Source organism: Paenibacillus shunpengii (assembly GCF_042684905.1).
Lineage (GTDB): Bacteria > Bacillota > Bacilli > Paenibacillales > Paenibacillaceae > Paenibacillus > Paenibacillus shunpengii.
The window spans coordinates 25,290-43,576 of record NZ_JBHUMJ010000003.1; the positions used below are offsets into that span (position 1 = coordinate 25,290).

Genomic DNA, 18,287 nt, shown 5'->3' on the forward strand with positions numbered 1-18,287 from the left:
GGGGAGATAGGTGCTAATGCGTAAGACATGGATTATGCTGACCTCTATTCTGATGTTTGCGGTGACAGCCTGCAGCGGCGGGGGAGGAAGCAGCGAGCAAAGCGCGGATGCCAAGGATACGGTGACAGTCTGGACATATCCTGTTCATAACAAGTATGAAGAGGACCTGAAGGAGCTCCTCGCTGATTTTAATAAGGAGCACCCGAATATTACCGTCAAGACCGAGATGCTCACCTGGGCTGAAGGCCCCAAGAAATTTGATGTTGCCCTGAATGCGGGCAATCCGCCCGATCTGTATTTTCACAGTGTAGATGGAAGTTACGTCGATTCTGGTCTGGCTATTCAGCTGGATGATTATCTGACGCCTGAGATCAAGGAGGATTATTACCCGGGAACGCTTGAGCTCGGGCAGATTCAAGGCAAACAATACGGGCTTCCGATCTATCAGTACCAATGGGGCTGGGGCGGCAACAAACGTATTCTTGAGGAAGCCGGAGTCGATTGGCAGAAGATCCAGCAGGAGGGATGGACTTGGGATGAATTCCTGGAGCTCGCACCTAAGCTGATGGGGACTGCTCCTGACGGATCTCCGCAATATGCCTTTGTAACTGAAGGGCAGACGATGGAGATTATGGAGCTGCTGTCCCGCAATAACAACATGCCGGATGTGCTGAATGCGGAAGGTGAGTTCCAGTGGAATGATGACCGAATTCTGGAGACACTTAAATTCCTGGAGACCCTTCGTACAGAAGGTTATATGCCCAAAGAGACCGCAGCCATTGCTCCTGCGAAACGTGTAGAAATGTTCTATGCAGAGCAGGCGGCCATTATCTCCAAGGCAATTCCATATTACGATGTGCTCATCAAGCAGCGGAATGCGGATATTGATGCAGGAACAGTGCAAGGTGCCAAGGTTGAATTCGTATTGCTGCCGGTCCCACATCATAAGGATGCTCCTCAGAAATCAACGATGGGCGGCGAGGGCTACGTAGCTTTTAGGCAAAAGAATGATAAGGGCGAGCAGCATGCCAAGAACACGTTCCTCGTTATGGAAGCGCTGAGTGGTGCCAAAGCCGGGAATTCGGCCAATGAGCTCGTGCTGCCGTTTGTTAGAAAGTCACAGGCTGAATATTTTGAAGGCAAGGGTCTGGGCACGCCGGAAACGCTGGAGGCAGCCCGTATCATGGCAGAGCATATGGAGCAGCCGGTTGTTCTCTCGCTTGATTCAGCGCTGGCAGCGAAGCAGAAGCAGTTCAAGGAACAGGTAATGAAGCCGAACATTCAGGCGTTATTTACAGGTGAGAAGACAGCCGAAGAGATAGCGGCCGAGTTTAAGGCTAAGGGAGAAGAGATGTTCAAGTAGATTCTTAGATGCGATGCGAAAAAGGGGGAAGTGTATATGAAAAAACCGCTTGCGCTTATGATCGCTATGATGATGCTCATCGTGACAGCCTGCGGCGGCAATTCAGGGAGTGATGCGGAGACCGTCGATGCCGATGCCAAGGATACGGTAACCGTGTGGACTTACCCTGTTCATGGCACATACGAAGATGAGCTGAAGGAGCTTATCGCTGATTTTAATCAGGAGCATCCCCATATTACGGTTGAGTACGAAATGCTTACATGGGCAGAGGGGCCTAAGAAGTTTGACGTCGCTCTGAATGCAGGTAATCCGCCAGATCTGTATTTTCACAGTGTCGATGGCGCTTATGTGAAGACAGGGCTTGCGCTTGAATTGGACTCTTACCTGACCGATGAGATCAAGAATGACTACGTGCCCGGCACACTAGAGCTTGGCCAAATTCAAGGCAAACAGTATGGACTGCCGCTCTATCAATTCCAGTGGGCTTGGGGCGGCAATAAGCGCATCCTGGAGGAAGCGGGAATCGACTGGAAGCAGATCCAGCAGGAGGGCTGGACCTGGAGTGAATTTAACGAGGCGGCGGCCAAGCTTACAGGTACGGCTCCTGACGGCACCACGCAGTATGCGCTCGTCACAGACGGAACCTCGTTAGATTTTATCGAAATGCTGACACGCAATAACGGAATGCCCGATGTGCTTAACGCCAGCGGCGAATTTCAGTGGAATGACCATCGTATATTAGACACCCTTACCTTCATAGACAACCTCATTGATCAAGGCTATATGCCGAAAGAAACCGCAGCTATCGCTCCCGCCAAACGAACGGATATGTTCTATGCCGGGCAAGCGGCAATCATCTCCAAAGCACTTCCCTATTACGATGTCATGATTCAGAACCGTAACAAAGATATTGATGCCGGCACGGTCCAAGGCGAAAAAATCGAATTTGTACTGCTTCCCGTACCTCATAACGACGGGGCGGAGCCTAAGACAACCATGGGCGGAGAAGGTTATGTTGCCTTCAAGCAAAAGAATGACAAGGGCGAGCAGCATGCCAAGAACACGTTCCTTGTGATGGAGGCACTGAGCGGCGCCAAAGCAGGGAACTCGGCTAACGAGCTTGTACTTCCTTTCGTTCGAAACTCACAAGCTGAGTACTTTGAAGGCAAGGGCCTGGGCACACCGGACACCATAGAAGCCGCGAATATGATGGCAGAGCATATCGAAATTCCGGTAACCCTCTCACTCGACATTGACAAGTCTGCGCAGCAGAAGCAGTTCAAGGAACAAGTCGTCAAGCCAAACATTCAAGCCCTGTTCTCCGGCGAGAAGACACCTGAGCAAATTGCGGAGGACTTCAAGGCAAAGGCAGAGCAAATGCTCAAATAAATAGCGTCATCTGCAGAGGAGGCTGTCCTGAGGACGAAGTCCTCAGGAGCCTTTTTCGCTAGAAGGAATGGTCAATTCTACGACAAACACAAGGGGTGAGAGAACGATGCAGACATCACTTGCGCCAAAAAGGACACCTTCCCGCCAAAGCCCAATGCGAGCGATTAAGGAATATGGCTGGGCTTATCTCTTCATCTTAGCTCCGGTTCTCTTGTTCCTCGTATTTACACTGTATCCCGTAGGTCATGCTTTTTTTATGAGCTTTCAGGAGTATGGCATTATGAATTCCACCTGGGTAGGGATGGATAACTACAGCCGGTTGTTCCAGGACGCTACATTCTGGAAGTCGATGCGAAACACCGTTATTTTTACACTGGGAACCGTGCCGGTCAACATTATCATTACCTTCGTCTTGTCTGTGCTGATCTTTCAAATGAAGAGCAAGTGGCAGACCTTCTTCAAGGCAACGCTATACCTGCCGGCTGTTGCCTCCGGCGTGACAATCTCCGTGGTGTGGCTGGCTATATTTGATCCAACCGAAGTCGGACTTCTCAACAGATTCCTCAGCTGGTTCGGGCTTGATCCTGTAATCTGGCTGGGACAATCCAGTACAGCACTCTTCTCGCTCATCCTCATGAGCTGGCTCGGCTCCCATGGGGCAGGGATCATTCTCTACATGGCCGCTCTGGGCGGCATTCCGAAGTCGCTCTATGAAGCGGCAGATATTGATCATGCCAGTGCATGGACCAAATTTACGAAGATTACGTGGCCCCTGCTTAAACCAACGACGCTCTATCTGCTCGTTACAGGTGTAATCGGGTCGTTCCAGGTCTTCATTTCGGTGTATCTAATGACCCAGGGGGGTCCGAATTTTGCGACAACGACAATCGCTTATTTGATCTATCAGACCGCTTTCGTATTCTATGAGTTTGGTCTGGCTTCGGCTCAGTCCTTCGTACTTGCTCTTATCATCGTGGTCATCTCCATAATCCAGTTTAAATACTTCTCCAGTGATGTTGAATATTAAAGGCAGCTATAGAGGGGGTGTGATGTATGACGATGAAACTACAAAAAAAATCGGTCCTGCTCATTCTGGCAGCCGTTATTATTTTACTCTGGGCGATTGTAACGATCATTCCGCTGTACTGGATGCTGGTCGGCTCTGTTCAGGATACGAAGGTGTCGGCTACTTTTCGGCCGCAGATGATTCCTGAAGTGATCTCGATGACGCCTTATGAGCGGTTCTTTGGCAAAACAGATGCCTGGCGCTGGTTATGGAATTCGTTTATTATCGCAGCGATTACCACGATTACGAACGTGTTCTTCGCTTCGCTCGCCGGTTATGCCTTCGCCAAGCTCAAGTTCCCGGGGGACAAAGCGATCTTCTGGGTCCTGCTCAGCACGATGATGATTCCTGCGCAGGTTACGCTGATTCCCCTGTATATACTTATGGTCAATGTATTTAACATCGGAGACACGTATACAGCGATCATCTTGCCAACGGCGGTCAGTGTGGGAAACATCTTTCTCATGAAGCAGTATATGTCCTCCCTTCCCACTTCACTTATTCATGCGGCACGGATTGATGCCTGCAGCGAGTTCGGGATCTTCTGGAAGGTCATACTGCCGATGGCGAAGCCGGGACTTGCCGTCCTTGCGATCTTCAGCTTCGTTGCCTCGTGGAATGAGTTCTTCTGGCCGTTCCTCATTACGAATTCAAGCGATATGCGGACTATACAGGTCGGGCTTGCTTCCTTCGTGTTCGGCGATGCGTCCGATTTTGCCGCCATGATGGCGGGAGCGACCGTGGGCGCTCTGCCGATGATTATTCTGTTCTTCTCCCTGCAGCGCTATTTCCTGCAAGGCATTACTATTGGAGCCGTTAAAGGCTGATACGTGAAAGGAGGAATACCTATGGCACGGGTGGAGTTTCGACAAGTACGCAAGCAGTTTAGTGATGACAAAAAAGGGACCTTTACCGCAGTAGCGGGCTCCGACTTCGTTATTGAGGATCAAGAATTTGTCGTGTTCGTTGGTCCCTCCGGCTGTGGAAAGACCACTTCGCTTCGAATGATTGCAGGACTAGAGAAGCAGACGAGCGGCGATATTCTCATCGGTGAGAGGGTCGTCAACGACTTGCATCCGAAGGACCGGGACATTGCCATGGTGTTTCAGGATTATGCACTCTATCCTCACATGACGATTCGGGAGAACCTGTCTTTTGGTCTTCGCAATCTGAAGAAGGATAAAGAGTATATTAATCAGCAGGTGGAAAATGCCGCCGGTATTTTGGGACTCACACATATGCTTGAACGTAAGCCGAGAGAGCTGTCCGGCGGTCAGCGCCAGCGTGTGGCTGTCGGCCGGGCCATCGTCCGGGACCCGCAGGTGTTTCTGTTCGATGAGCCGCTCTCGAACCTTGACGCCAAGCTTCGCATTCAGATGCGGGTAGAGCTTAGCGAGCTTCACAAGCGGCTTGGAGCAACGATTGTATATGTTACCCATGACCAGGTAGAAGCGATGACCCTCGGGGAGCGAATTGTAGTCATGAACAACGGTATTATCCAGCAGATTGACTCCCCGACGGAGCTGTATGCGAATCCGCAAAATATGTTTGTTGCCGGATTTATCGGATCTCCAGCGATGAACTTCATTGATGCTGTCGTGGAGGGCAACAGAATTCGCATCGAAGGGGCTGAGCTGACGCTTACAGATGAGGTAGCTGCCGGGCTTGCAGGTTACCATGGCAAGAAGGTGGTGCTCGGCATCCGCCCAGAGCATATCTATGGAGAAGACATTGCGCCGAGTCTGAATGAATATCACAAGATTGAGGCGAAGATCGATGTCGTTGAGCATCTTGGGTCGGAGAACCTGATCTATTTTCATATTGGAAGCCGTTTGGTTACAGCGAAGGTTAATCCCGAAACGACAGCTTATACGGGCATGTCCAAGAACTTCTTGCTCCATTTGCATAAGGCCCATTATTTTGATCCGGAGACAGAACAAAGAATTAGGCTGAATTGAAACGGTTCATGCCAGATCGAAGAGAACAAGGAGTGAAATGCGATGCGTAAGCTGAGTGAGGTGTTGGTCAAGACGGGAGCGGAGATTTATCGGGAGATCATTCCCGTTGCCTTGTACAGTGTACTCAGTTCACTAATACTCATTCCCACGGTACTGCTGCTGCCCATAACGGCTGCCTTGTTTGTCATTCCTTTCATTTATATGCCGCTGTTCTTTGGTGTACTGCATGTGTTCCATCATAAAATGGAGCGTAAGAGCAGAAGAAACGGGCTCAAGGACTTGGCTGACGGCGTGCGAAAAGGATATTTCCCCGCGGTTGTCATGGGGCTGTTCGTATCACTGCTCGTATTCATTCTCTGGTCCACCTGGTGGTATTACGGCGGCAAAGACGGCATGCTCTATACCATTATCGCTGTGTTCCAGACTTATTTTGTGATCATGGCATTGATCTCTCAATTCCATACGTTCCAGCTCGTTCTGCAGAAGGAGCTGGGGATCTTCAAGGCAATGGGGGAAAGTGTCAAGCTGCTCCTCAGACATCCGGGGTACACCGTCGGCGCCTTCTTCCAGACGGTATGTCTTACTGTGCTGCTCGCTCTGACGGCAGTCGGCTTCCTCGTGCTGTTTAACGGAATGATGGGAATTTATATGCATAAGGTGACTGCTAATTTAATTGAGGAAGAAGAGCCTGCCGCAGATGAGTGGAATGAACAGGCGGTAACGGCAGGCTCTGTTAAATAGAGAAGCTTGCTGCAAAAATAACAATGAAGGCGCAGGGAGTGATATCCTGCGCCTTCTCTATAACCAAGGGAGGGGTTGGCATGAAGGCAAATGTGCTTACCGGAGCTGATCGGTTATCCGAATTATCGCATCCATTTCTTGAAGGCAAACGAATAGGGCTGGTTACGAACCCTACAGGCATAACTGCTGATTTCAGGACGACGATCGAGGTATGTGCACAGCTTGAGAACAGCCGGCTGACCGCCTTGTTTGCGGGAGAACACGGGCTGTACGGTGAGCGTCAGGCAGGAGTTCCGTTCGAGGATGAGATGCATCCGGTGCTAGGGATTCCCGTATTCAGCCTGTATGGCAAGCAGAAGAAACCGACGCCGGAAATGCTGGAACAGGTGGATACGGTTATTTTTGATATGCAGGATGCAGGGGTGCGCTTCTATACGTATTTATCGACTCTCTTTTATATGATGGATGCCTGTGCTGTCAGCGGAAAGTCACTACTTGTTCTTGATCGAATCAATCCAATGGGGGGAATGAAGGTAGAAGGAGGCATACTGCAGCAAGGCTATGAATCCTTTGTGGGTGCCTGGCATATGCCAATACGCTATGGGATGACGATTGGAGAGATTGCGTTGATGCGGAACAAGGAAGAGGGGAGCGGATGCGAGCTGGATGTCGTCAGGCTTGAAGGCTGGAGGCGATCCATGACCTATGCCGAGACGGGGCAGCCATGGATGATGCCGTCACCAAATATTCCCTCACCCGAAACGGCTGAGGTCTATGCAGGGACTTGTTTGTTTGAAGGGACGAATGTGTCTGAAGGACGAGGCACGACCAGACCCTTTGAGTGGATAGGGGCACCTTGGATGGACGGCGAACGAATTGCACGGCAAATGGAAGTGCATCAGCTTCCGGGTGTCCATATTCATCCCGCATATGCTTCACCGGTATATTCCAAGCATCAAGGCGCACTGTGCGGGGGCGTTCGGCTGTTCATTACGGATAGAGACCAATTCATAGCAGTAGAGACAGGGCTGATGCTGCTGCACGAAATTGCACGCTCGTACCCTCAGCACTTTGAATGGACCCCGCCTCCTCCAGGCGGCGGCCGTTATTTTATTGATCTCCTCACGGGGGGAAGGGAAATTAGAGAACGGGTTCGGGACGAAGAAGGACTTCGGCAGATCATGGCGAATTGGCATCAGGATGAAGAGAAATGGCGTGAGAGAAGAGCATCTTATCTGATCTATGGGAGCTGAGAATATGAATTCAAATTCCAATGTAGAAGCACTGCTTGCTCGTTTAAGTCTGCGGGAAAAAATCGGTCAACTGCTGTTGTGCGGACTTCCGGGTCCTGAGTTGACTGAGCCGCTTGCAAAATTTATCAAGGCGCATCCTGTTGGGGGCATTATTTATTTTGCCCGGAACGTAGAGAGTCCCGGACAGGTAGCTCAGCTTACTCATCAGCTGCAAACCACTGCGAGGGAGGCCAGCCAGCTGCCGCTGCTGATATCCATTGATCAGGAAGGCGGAATGGTGGCTCGTATAGCGGATGGAATCACCTTATTCCCTGGTAATATGGCAATTGCAGCTGCAGGCGCAAGTGACGATGCCTATGAAGCGGCCCTGGCCAGTGGCAAGGAATTAAGTGCGCTCGGCATTAATTTGAATTTTGCACCCGTTCTGGATGTAAACAACAATCCACTTAATCCAGTGATTGGGGTTCGCTCCTTCGGTGAGTCGGCACAGATGGTGGCCGAGTATGGTGCTCAGGCGGTTCGGGGATATCAGGATGCCGGTGTGTCTGCTTGTGCGAAGCATTTCCCTGGACATGGCGATACAGCAGCCGACTCGCATCTGGATCTGCCGATGGTTCCCCATGACTTGGAGCGAATGAAAGGACTGGAGCTGACACCTTTCGTGAAGGCGATTGAAGAGGGAGTGGACTTTATTATGTCTGCTCACATCTACTTTCCGGCGCTCGAAGCGGAGAAGAAGCCGGCAACCCTGTCTTCCTCTGTACTTACAGGGCTGCTGAGAGATCAGCTGGGCTATGAGGGAATGATCATGACCGACTGTATGGAGATGCATGCCATTGCCGATACCTACGGCACCGTGGAGGCTTCGGTGATGGCGCTCGAAGCCGGAGCCGATCTGGTGCTGATCAGTCATACCCATGAGCTGCTCACTGGAGCATATCAAGCGATTGAACAGGCTGTGCTATCGGGTAGGCTTGCTGAAGAGCGGATCGATGAGTCAGTCCGCCGTTTGCTGTCACTGAAGATCCGGCGCGGCATCATGATGGAGGATGGCAGCTTCCCTGAGGAGGTGCAGGCTGCACCCGTTATCGACGCGAACGGCTTGCCAGCGGGCGTCGGGCTTGCAGAGCATGGAGATATCGCTCGCCGAATCAGTGAACGCAGCGTGACACTCGTTCGTGATGATGCGGGTATGCTTCCGCTGTCTGGCAAGAAGGTGCTTGCTGTGACAGTTGCATCCTCAGCGATGACCATTGCCGATGAGAAGATCAAGGATCAGCTGAGTCTTGGTGCTGCGCTGATCGAGCAGGGAATTCATGTAGAAGACCTTAGCATAGCGGCAGCAGAGGTGGCTGAGCAGAGCGAATCGGTCATCACCGCAGCAGCAAGCCCGGATATTGAGCAAATTGTGATCGCTACCTATAATGCTCACTTCTATTCTGAGCAAGCAGAGCTGGTGAAACAGCTGCAGGCTACGGGCAAGCCGCTTGCGGTGGTCGCTACACGCAATCCCTATGACCTTATGGCGTTTCCCGATATTAAAGTATACATTGCGGCTTATGAGAGCAGGCCAATCGCCATGAGAAGCGTGGCAAGTGCCTTGCTTGGTTTGATTCCGTTCATGGGCAAGCTGCCCGTCACCCTTAGTGATGAGCTGACGGCAGGCAGCTCATCACGATGATCCGCATTACAGGCTTCCAAGCAGAGAGTCTGGTCATCGGGCTCATGTCAGGCACATCGCTGGATGGTGTGGATGCAGCGCTGGTTCGAATCAAAGGGAGCGGACTGAGCACAGCATCCAGACTGCTTGCCTATGTACAGCTCCCGTATGAAGAAGAATTTAGAGAGCGGATCAAAGCGCTGTGTACGATTGAACATTCTAATGTAGAAGACATTTGTTCTATGAATTTTCTGCTTGCGGACCAATTTGCCGCTGCTGCTCACGCTGTATGCCATCAAGCAGGCATCGCTATGGATGAAGTGGACTTCATCAGCTCGCACGGACAGACGGTATGGCATATTCCGAAGGAAGATGCGGGACGGTCGCTTGCACGCTCCACCTTACAGCTTGGGGATTTGTCGGTCATCGCAGCCCGAACCGGAAGACCGGTTGTGGGTGATTTCAGACCAGCCGATATGGCGGCCGGAGGGCAGGGTGCTCCGCTGGTTTCTTATGGAGATCTGATTCTATTCGGTGATCCACAGCGGGGGAGGATCTTACAAAACATCGGAGGGATCGGGAATTGTTCGATTCTTCCTGCAGCCTGCACAGCTGATCAAGTAACGGCTTATGATACGGGGCCGGGTAACATGATTATCGACCAAGTTGTGCTCGAATTGTCCGGAGGAAAGCTTGCCTATGATGAGAATGGGAAATGGGCAGCTGAGGGAACACCGGATCAAGCATGGGTGAGTGAAATGATGCAGCATCCTTATTTCTCACTAATGCCGCCTAAATCCACTGGACGTGAACAATTTGGGGCGGCATATGCGGCAGCCTTTTTAGCGGGTGCAGGGGAACGTGGATTGTCCTCAGCGGATATCGTAGCTACGGCAACATGGTTCACAGCAAAATCTATTACAGATAGCTACAAACGCTGGGTATTCCCTGAATACAAAATCGACGAAATCATCATATCTGGCGGGGGTGCACATAACGAGGTGCTTCTATCTATGCTGAGTGAACTGCTTCCTGGCCGGACCGTTGCCAAGGCAAGCTCGTTCGGAATAGATGACGATGCAAAAGAAGCGCTGATCTTTGCACTGCTCGGTAACGAATGTATTCACGGCATACCAAACAATGTGCCTTCCGCTACAGGAGCGGGCCGCCGGGTTGTAATGGGCAAGCTGGCGCTTGGCTGAAACAGATGAATAAGCAGGATTATGAAGGGAGTTTACCCTCATGGTCCTGCTTTTTTTTTGATGTTCGTATCATTCTGACTGTACGAAGAGGAGTGAGCTGCAGATTTAATCTCGATTCATGGATGAAATGATATAATATAGACAATATATATATTTGTTTGACAATAAACAAACATAATAATACTATATCTATATAAAATGTGATGGAGAGTGCGAATGATATGGAAGTGAATAAAGCTTATATGGATGATGCGGGGCTTGTGGATATCAAGCGTGGATATATGGAGCACGATCTCGAGTTCATCTGTGTATGCTGCGGCAAACGGGTTGAGAAGGGAGTAATTTATCCAGTTGATGGTATCTTGTATGAAGCATTCAGATATGTTCAGATCCATATTGAGCAGGAGCATGGGTCTGTGTTTGAATATTTGATATCTCTGGATAAGAGTGTGAGCGGACTCTCGGATATACAACGTAAGCTGTTAGCGAAATTCTATGAAGGCAAGAAGGATGCTGACATTCAGAAGGAGCTTGGTACAGGGTCCACATCAACCATACGCAATCATCGTTTTGTGTTGAAGGAGAAGGAGCGTCAGGCCAAGGTGCTGCTCGCGGTCATGGAGCTGCTGAATGAGCATGATCCGAATCGCCCTGCCGAGCTTGCGGCACCGATCAGCAAACGTGCCGGTCACGATGATGACAGGTACAGCATTACCACATCCGAACAAGACAAGGTGCTTAAGAAATACTTCCCTCATGGAGTGGATGGGCCGCTTAAGACCTTTTCCATGCAGGAGAAGCATCGCATCATTGTAATGAACGAGCTTGCTAAGCGCTTCGTACCCGGGGCCGTGTACACGGAGCCTGAGGTCAACCGTATACTCGAACAAGTATATGAGGATTATGTGACGATTCGCAGATATATGGTGGATTACGGAATTCTGAGCAGAGAAGAAGATGGAAGCCGTTATGTGTTGGCTGATTCTGTAGGAGCGGAGGATAAGAAGATGAACCGGAGAGAGGAATTACAGCAGCAGGCCAAAGAAGTGAAGATCGAGGCAGGGGTTTACCAAATTCGCAATAAGCAGAACGGTAAGCTCTACGTCGCCAGCACACCGAATTTGAAATCTATCAACGGTCAGCAATTTATGCTGAACATGGGTAGTCACCGTAATCGCGGGCTGCAGCAGGAGTGGGCAGAGCTTGGTGAGCGTGCTTTCGAGATTGAAGTGCTCGAGAAGCTGAAGGTGCCGGAGGGTAATCCCTTCTACGATGCGAAGGATGCGCTGAAGAAGCTGGAGGCGAGCTGGCTTGAGAAGCTTCAGCCTTATGCACCGAACGGCTATAACACTTTGTAATTAAGGTATTTGAATTAATCCCATCAAGAACACATGTACAATTGAAATTATGGTGCATGTGTTTTTTGTTTTTAGGTTAATACTGGGTATAGCAGAACTCCTCATTATATCCCGGGAAATAATCTTACGAAGGGTGGAAGGAAGGAATGACGAATAGACGGAATATACTCATCACAGGGGCGGCAGGAAGAATTGGAGGGTGTCTTGTCCAAGGGTTACAGGCAACAGGGGCGTATAACATTATTGCCGCAGATCTGAATGCAAATGAGGAACAGGGCATTAAACCGCTGGATGTTACCAATGCGGAACAGCTGCTTGCTCTTACTGAAGGTGTAGACACCGTGCTTCATATTGCATGGGCGAAGGATGAAGAAGATTTCCTGGGCAAAGTGCTGCCCATCAATGTAACAGGGGCTTATCATTTGTACGAAGCGGCACGCAAGCAAGGAGTGAGACGGATTATTTTTGCAAGCTCGAACCATGCGACCGGTTTCTATAAAGTGGATGAAGAAGTAGAGGTAACAGACCCTTATCGGCCTGACAGCTTTTACGGATTAAGCAAGTGTTATATTGAGCTGCTCGGGAGATTGTATGCAGATCGGCATGGGATTTCCTCCATTAACATTCGAATCGGCAATTTTCCAGGTGATGACCGTCCGCATTCGGAAAGAGCTGCCCACATTTGGATTTCGGAGCGGGATATGGTGCAATTAGCTGAGAAATGCATTGAGGCCTCGGATGAGCATAAGTTTCTATGCTTGTACGGCACCTCGGCAAATACCGATAATTATTATGATATCGGATATTTGGAAACGCTGATCGGGTACAAGCCCCGGGACGATGCTGCCGACCTGCTTGAAGCAGCCAGAAGCAAAGGGGTGCAGATTAAGGAAGATGAGACAGATTACCAGGGCGGAGGAATGACGAGAGCGGCGCATTAGTTGTGGACAGCGTCTGACAACGGTCTGTTAAAATTTCAAAACCCATCATTGCGAGTATTAAACCAAGTGTATAGCGATATGATAGAAATGAGCTGTATAAGCTAAGAAGGTATTTGCATGAAATATCATCTTAGCTTATTTTATTTGCCTACATAGAAATCAATTCGTTCGTGACTTAAGCTTGTTTGTGTACGATATCATCTTTACAATAGATAAAACAAATGCACGGAAGCGTTTCAATAACCATTTTCTGCAGATCTAAGATACACGTGTCCCAAAAGAACGGGCGCCTGGCGGATTAGCTGGGCTTTTTTGTATTTAAAGGAGGTATAAAATTTTGAAATCCCTATGCAAAGTGATGATCGTTGATGACGAAATGCTGGTAAGGCAGGGCATTAAGCATCTAATGAACTGGGAACAGGCCGGATTTCGAATTGTCGGCGAGGCTGCGAACGGACTTGAGGCGCTTGATCTTGTGGAGGAAGTTAAACCTCATATTATTCTGACCGATATTGTGATGCCCATCATGGATGGTGAGAAATTCGTGAAAATTGTGAAGGAACGGCATCCCAAGATGGAAGTTATCGTTCTCAGCAGTTTTAGTGAATTCGAATACGTTAGATCCACCTTCCAGAGCGGTGTAGCGGATTATATATTAAAACCAAAGCTGGAAGCCGAATATCTGCTCAGTATTCTGAATAAAACGGCAGCCCGGATTGCGGAATTACAGGAAACCGCACTCGAAGAACCTGCCGAGGAGAGATATATCGAACAGGCGGCTGAGAAGCTGATCGCAGGTTATGAAGCGGAGCTACCACCCGGAGTGCTGAATTCTGTCCTGCCAGGGGATAGCTACGTCCTTATAGGCATGGATTTGAAGCACATCGCAGTGCAGGAAGTGAGGTCCAGCTTGATTCAGATGGTAGAAACCATGATCTCACAGATTGCTGATACGGCAAGCATCCATTTGAATATGAAGGACCAGGCCCTATATATACTGAACATGAACTCTGAGATTTGGAACAGTCTCATTATGGACGTTAGAGGAGGAATAGGGCAGTTGCCGCCGGAACAAAAATCCGGCGTCCATATGGTCATGACGGAGCGGTTTACGGATTTTTATCAGTTAGGAGCGGTGTATCGGAATCAGTTCTTGTCGCTTGCACGGTATTCCTTCTATATGCCGGATAAGCATTTTATCTATGTAGGGGATCTGCCGGACTTGCCTCAGGTGACAGCAGACCTCGACATGGGAGAGCTGACAGAGCAGCTGAAGCGGAAGCAGTTTCAGAAAGGTTTCGCCGGATTTCTGGAGCACATTCATCTCAAATCCATGGATTATCGAACGGATATTTTCGAATTCAAAGCCTATCTGGGCAACTTTATTTTCAATGTAACAAATACACTCGGAAAGCTGAAATATGATACAGAGCGGCTCGAGCAGAGCAAATATGAGTTCTTCCGCAGAATTGATGAGGCAGCATATGCCCGGGATGCGATCCAGCGCATTGTTGATTTCATTCATGAAGCCGAGCAGGTGATCGGCGAAACCAACACTGCGGTAAATCCGAATATGGCGATGCTGCTGAGCTATATTCAGGAGCATTACAGGGAGCCGATTACGCTGACTGAAGTAGCGAAGCAATTTCATTTTAACCCATCCTATTTGTCGAGTTATTTCTCAGCTCATAATAATGAGGGGTTCAGCGAGTATCTGAATAAGATCCGTGTTCAAAAAGCCAAGGAGCTGCTGACTTCAACAGAGGAGTCCATCTCCGAAATCAGTGCACAGGTAGGGTACTCAGATCAGAGCTATTTTACAAAAGTGTTCAAGAAGCTTACGGGTCTGTCACCAAGCACCTACCGCAGAGAGCAATTTGCAAAAGAGGATTGAGACACATGAAAATGTTCAATAATCAAAGCTTGTTTGTCAAGCTGTTCCTGGTGACCTTGATCAGTCTTATTGCGGTATCTGTACTCACACTGGCAATAACGATAAGGATGTCGGAGCAGCTCTTCCTGCAGACTTTCAGCATTACGAATACGAAGCTGCTTAATCAGATGAAGTCGAATCTTGAATCCTATAACGGCGCCGTGGCTACCACCACGAACTTAGTTAGTCAGAGCGGAACGATACGTAACTATTTGACGAATGGAGATACGGATTCAGTGTCTTTGGCAATGCAGACATTCAATATGACACAGCGAATGAAGACGATCAGCTCTAACTTAAGCGCTTATGAAGTCAGTATTATGGTACTGGGCGCCAATGGACGCAGCTATACGACAGATCCGTGGTATTGGTCCGCGACAGCAGCAGAGCTTGAAGATCATCCGATTACAGAAAGAACGATTCGTGATCCTCACAAGATTGTATATCAGCTCTACCATGATGACAGTCAGTCCGGCACATGGAAGGAGCCTGTTCTGGTTGCTTCCAAGGCGCTGTATCATCATGGCTCGGATGAGATTTATGGAACAATGTACGTCATGATCAGAGACAGTATATTTAAGCCTTTCTATGCCAACTTCACAAGTGATGGAAATGATGTGCTCCTGATGAACGATGAAGGATTAGTGATCTCCAGCAATCAGCAGGAGCTGATTGGAATGACGGATAAGGCACTGCTGACCAAAGTCGTTGCCGACCAGCGCAGTGGGGAGCTAGGTAAGAACGCCGATCTGCTGGGTGATGACCGCATCTTATTCTCCGAATACTTACCTGAGTTCGATTTCTATCTCGTCAATCTAATCGATAAGGATGCTGCCATCGGACAGATGGTTAATGTAAGAGCGTTAACACTGACCACCCTGGGAATTGTGGGTATATCCCTCATTATCGTGTATTTTATGACTAGAAAAATGACAAGATCTCTGCGAGGGCTTATTCATCAAATGTCGGGTATTCCGACAAAGGGCTTCAGCAATTATGTTGATGTCTCGACCAGCAGCCTGGAGGCGCGGGAGCTCGGAAATGCGTTCAATTTTATGCTGGACGAGCTGAATGACTATGTGGACAGACTTGTTCAGACTGAGAAGCAGCAGCGTAATGCCGAGCTCGCGGCGCTGCAGATGCAGATTAATCCTCATTTTCTATACAACACGCTCGCGTCCATTAAATTTCTGGTTCAGCAGGGAGACCGTGAACGGGCAGCAGAGACGATTAACTCTTTAATTACGCTGCTGCAAAATACGGTAAGCGACGTGGAATCCACCATTCCGGTGAGGCAGGAAATCGAGACACTGAAAAACTATGTGTATATTAACCATGTTCGCTACGGAGACAAAATTCGCGTGAACTATTTTATCGAGCCGGATGTCATGGATTACGAGGTGCCTAAGCTCATTATTCAGCCTTTTATCGAGAATGCATTCTTTCATGCTTTTAATCACAAAGGGGAAGGAAGCATCCTCATTATGATATCCAGTCAGCATGAACAGCTGATCTGTGAGGTCGTGGATAATGGGGACGGAATGGAAATGGAATCTGTTCGGGAGCGTCCAGTCCGTGAGGATGGAAGCGGGCTTCCAGAGACCAAGCTCCCGCAGACCAAGCGGAATCGTAAGCTATTCTCAGGCATCGGGATCAAAAATGTGGATGAGCGGATCAAAATTATGTACGGAGAAGACTATGGGGTCCAAATTACAAGCAAGCTCGGGGAAGGAACCAAGGTGAGAATTAGTCTGCCGCTTATTTCCTATTGATACTTAAACTCATGAAAAAAATCCCAAACCACAAGAAATGAGTACAGGCTGTCATAAAAATATTGCAAAAAGCTAAATATATTACCTGACAGAGACTCTTGTACTCTTGCGAACACCCAATAAAAGAACAAAAGCTTGCAAAGATAGTTCTAAAGAAAACGCATACAAGAGTGATAAGATGGGAGCATAGCAAGAGTAAACGCTTCCATCTTTTATTTTCAGTTTTTCAGTATCTCATTTACAAGCCTTGAGGGGGTTATTTTTTTGAAAAAATTATTGTCTGTTATGCTGGCAAGTGCAGTGCTGCTGACCGCTTGTGGCGGTGGAGGAGGAGAATCCGACTCAGGCCAAAGCGCAGAAACGAATGAAATTACCGTTTGGGCTTGGGACCCGGCATTCAATATTGCGGCAATGAATAAAGCAAAAGAAGCTTATGCTGAGGTTAATCCGGACTTGACAGTTAACATCGTTGAAAATGCACAGAATGACATTGTACAGAAGCTGAACACGGGACTTAACTCTGGATCGACAAAAGGACTTCCAAACATTGTATTGATTGAAGACTATAGAGCACAGAGCTTCCTTCAATCCTACCCGGATGCTTTCTATGAATTGACCGATGTGATCAATGCAGAGGACTTTGCAGATTATAAGATCGGCCCAACGAGTGTAGACGGCAAGCAGTATGGCGTACCGTTTGACTCGGGTGTAACCGGCATGTATGTCAGAACCGACTATCTGGAGCAGGCAGGCTATACGCTTGAAGATCTGCAGGATATCGACTGGAAGCAGTACATTGAAATCGGTAAAGATGTGAAAGAGAAGACAGGCAAAGCGATGCTGACTCAAGACCCTAACGATCTGGGCATCATTCGTATGATGATCCAATCTGCAGGCAGCTGGTATACCGCTGAAGACGGCTCAACTCCAGCGATTGCTGATAACGCTGCTATGAAGACGGCATTTGAGACTTATAAAGAATTGATGGATTCCGGTATCGTCAAAGTTATTTCAGACTGGAGCCAATTTGTTGGTGGAATGAATAGTGGAGAAGTTGCATCTGTGCCTACAGGTAACTGGATTACACCATCCATCAAAGCCGAGGCATCTCAGTCCGGTCAATGGGCAGTAGCTCCACTTCCTACGCTTCCTGGTGTTGAAGGATCTGTTCATGCATCTAACCTTGGAGGAAGCTCCTGGTATGTCATGAATGTCGATGGCAAAGAAGCAGCAGCAGAATTCTTGAAGCAAACTTTTGGATCTGATGTGGATCTGTATCAAACCTTGAACACAGATGTAGGTGTTATCGGTACACTTAAAGCCGCTGCAGAAGGTGAAGCGTACAAAGCTGAGGATGAATTCTTCAAGAATCAAAAAGTCGTATCCGATTTTGCAGCTTGGACAGAACAAATTCCGAATGTGAACTATGGTCTGAACACGTATGCAATTGAAGACATTTTGGTTGTCGCGATGCAGAGCTACCTAGGCGGACAGGATCTAGATGCTGTTCTGGCGGATGCTCAGACTCAAGCAGAAACGCAAATTCGTTAATCTAAAAATTCTCACAAAGCTGGAATAACAACAAACCCTTGCTCTTTACGCTGCTTCTTAAGAGGATTGCTCTTTAGAGGAGAAGGGGCAGGGGTTTTCT

At 48.8% G+C, this 18,287-nt stretch carries 14 protein-coding genes; all 14 read left to right on the top strand.

Annotated elements, in window-relative coordinates; translation table 11 throughout:
* Positions 1 to 16: 16 nt before the first annotated feature.
* The 14 genes from ACFSVM_RS14520 (at position 17) to ACFSVM_RS14585 (ending at position 18,187) form a co-directional block, all read left to right on the top strand.
* A complete protein-coding gene (locus tag ACFSVM_RS14520) occupies positions 17 to 1,363 on the top strand; it encodes an ABC transporter substrate-binding protein (RefSeq protein ID WP_090725865.1) in 1,347 nt (448 codons plus the stop codon).
* Positions 1,364 to 1,399: 36 nt separating this feature from the next.
* Positions 1,400 to 2,752: an ABC transporter substrate-binding protein gene (locus ACFSVM_RS14525; RefSeq protein ID WP_090725864.1), complete on the top strand. Its 1,353-nt coding sequence runs from the start codon at positions 1,400 to 1,402 to the stop codon at positions 2,750 to 2,752.
* 106 nt (positions 2,753 to 2,858) lie between these two features.
* Positions 2,859 to 3,779: a carbohydrate ABC transporter permease gene (locus ACFSVM_RS14530; RefSeq protein ID WP_076314915.1), complete on the top strand. Its 921-nt coding sequence runs from the start codon at positions 2,859 to 2,861 to the stop codon at positions 3,777 to 3,779.
* Between the two features lie 32 nt (positions 3,780 to 3,811).
* On the top strand, positions 3,812 to 4,645 hold the full coding sequence (locus ACFSVM_RS14535; RefSeq protein WP_076314966.1) for a carbohydrate ABC transporter permease: 834 nt from the start codon (positions 3,812 to 3,814) through the stop codon (positions 4,643 to 4,645).
* 21 nt (positions 4,646 to 4,666) lie between these two features.
* Positions 4,667 to 5,776 (top strand): ABC transporter ATP-binding protein, encoded by a 1,110-nt coding sequence (locus ACFSVM_RS14540; RefSeq protein WP_076314914.1) that lies wholly within the window; start codon positions 4,667 to 4,669, stop codon positions 5,774 to 5,776.
* A gap of 42 nt (positions 5,777 to 5,818) precedes the next feature.
* On the top strand, positions 5,819 to 6,517 hold the full coding sequence (locus ACFSVM_RS14545; protein ID WP_090725862.1) for a hypothetical protein: 699 nt from the start codon (positions 5,819 to 5,821) through the stop codon (positions 6,515 to 6,517).
* Between the two features lie 80 nt (positions 6,518 to 6,597).
* Complete coding sequence (locus tag ACFSVM_RS14550) at positions 6,598 to 7,770, top strand: exo-beta-N-acetylmuramidase NamZ family protein (protein WP_076314912.1); 1,173 nt, start codon at positions 6,598 to 6,600, stop codon at positions 7,768 to 7,770.
* Positions 7,771 to 7,774: 4 nt separating this feature from the next.
* On the top strand, positions 7,775 to 9,451 hold the full coding sequence (nagZ, locus tag ACFSVM_RS14555) for a beta-N-acetylhexosaminidase (protein ID WP_379263077.1): 1,677 nt from the start codon (positions 7,775 to 7,777) through the stop codon (positions 9,449 to 9,451).
* On the top strand, positions 9,448 to 10,632 hold the full coding sequence (locus ACFSVM_RS14560) for an anhydro-N-acetylmuramic acid kinase (RefSeq protein WP_090725858.1): 1,185 nt from the start codon (positions 9,448 to 9,450) through the stop codon (positions 10,630 to 10,632). Before nagZ ends, ACFSVM_RS14560 begins: the two co-directional genes overlap by 4 nt.
* Before the next feature lie 221 nt (positions 10,633 to 10,853).
* A complete protein-coding gene (locus ACFSVM_RS14565) occupies positions 10,854 to 11,990 on the top strand; it encodes a DUF2087 domain-containing protein (RefSeq protein ID WP_076314910.1) in 1,137 nt (378 codons plus the stop codon).
* 146 nt (positions 11,991 to 12,136) lie between these two features.
* On the top strand, positions 12,137 to 12,931 hold the full coding sequence (locus ACFSVM_RS14570) for an NAD-dependent epimerase/dehydratase family protein (RefSeq protein WP_090725856.1): 795 nt from the start codon (positions 12,137 to 12,139) through the stop codon (positions 12,929 to 12,931).
* A 337-nt stretch (positions 12,932 to 13,268) separates the two neighbouring features.
* Positions 13,269 to 14,825 (top strand): response regulator transcription factor, encoded by a 1,557-nt coding sequence (locus ACFSVM_RS14575; RefSeq protein ID WP_090725854.1) that lies wholly within the window; start codon positions 13,269 to 13,271, stop codon positions 14,823 to 14,825.
* Between the two features lie 5 nt (positions 14,826 to 14,830).
* Complete coding sequence (locus ACFSVM_RS14580) at positions 14,831 to 16,636, top strand: cache domain-containing sensor histidine kinase (protein WP_090725852.1); 1,806 nt, start codon at positions 14,831 to 14,833, stop codon at positions 16,634 to 16,636.
* A 264-nt stretch (positions 16,637 to 16,900) separates the two neighbouring features.
* A complete protein-coding gene (locus tag ACFSVM_RS14585; RefSeq protein WP_090725850.1) occupies positions 16,901 to 18,187 on the top strand; it encodes an ABC transporter substrate-binding protein in 1,287 nt (428 codons plus the stop codon).
* The last annotated feature ends 100 nt before the right edge of the window (positions 18,188 to 18,287 follow it).